This window comes from Aliidiomarina sp. B3213, assembly GCF_003290085.1.
Classification (GTDB): domain Bacteria; phylum Pseudomonadota; class Gammaproteobacteria; order Enterobacterales; family Alteromonadaceae; genus Aliidiomarina.
The window spans coordinates 1-271 of the sequence record NZ_QMKJ01000029.1; the positions used below are offsets into that span (position 1 = coordinate 1).

A 271-nucleotide genomic window follows, 5' to 3' on the forward strand; every position below is an offset into this window, starting at 1 on the left:
GGCGGATGTTGTCATGCGCAAAGCGGATGTCGTTCTGCAACGCCTGGGGCAAACGGGCGCAGGCGGCGCGGCGGTCTTCCTCGGACAGGATCATTTCGCCCTGCCAATGGTCCAGGCGCCGCGCATAGTCGCGCACGGCCTCCTCACCTTCAGCTTCGATCCGGGCCAGCATGATCCGCACCTGGTCACGCAGGTCACTGTTCTCTTCGGACGGGCGCGGGGTGGCGCGTTTGAGATAGGTGATCATGAGGCCTCCTTCAGGCGGGCGTGG

General features: G+C 65.3%; 1 protein-coding gene. It reads right to left on the reverse strand.

Annotation, left to right across the window (positions count from 1 at the left end; all coding sequences use genetic code 11):
• Positions 1-247, reverse strand: a 247-nt coding sequence (locus tag DQX04_RS12420) for a histidinol dehydrogenase (protein WP_207801121.1), incomplete at its 3' end; no start/stop codon positions are given.
• Between the last annotated feature and the right edge of the window lie 24 nt (positions 248-271).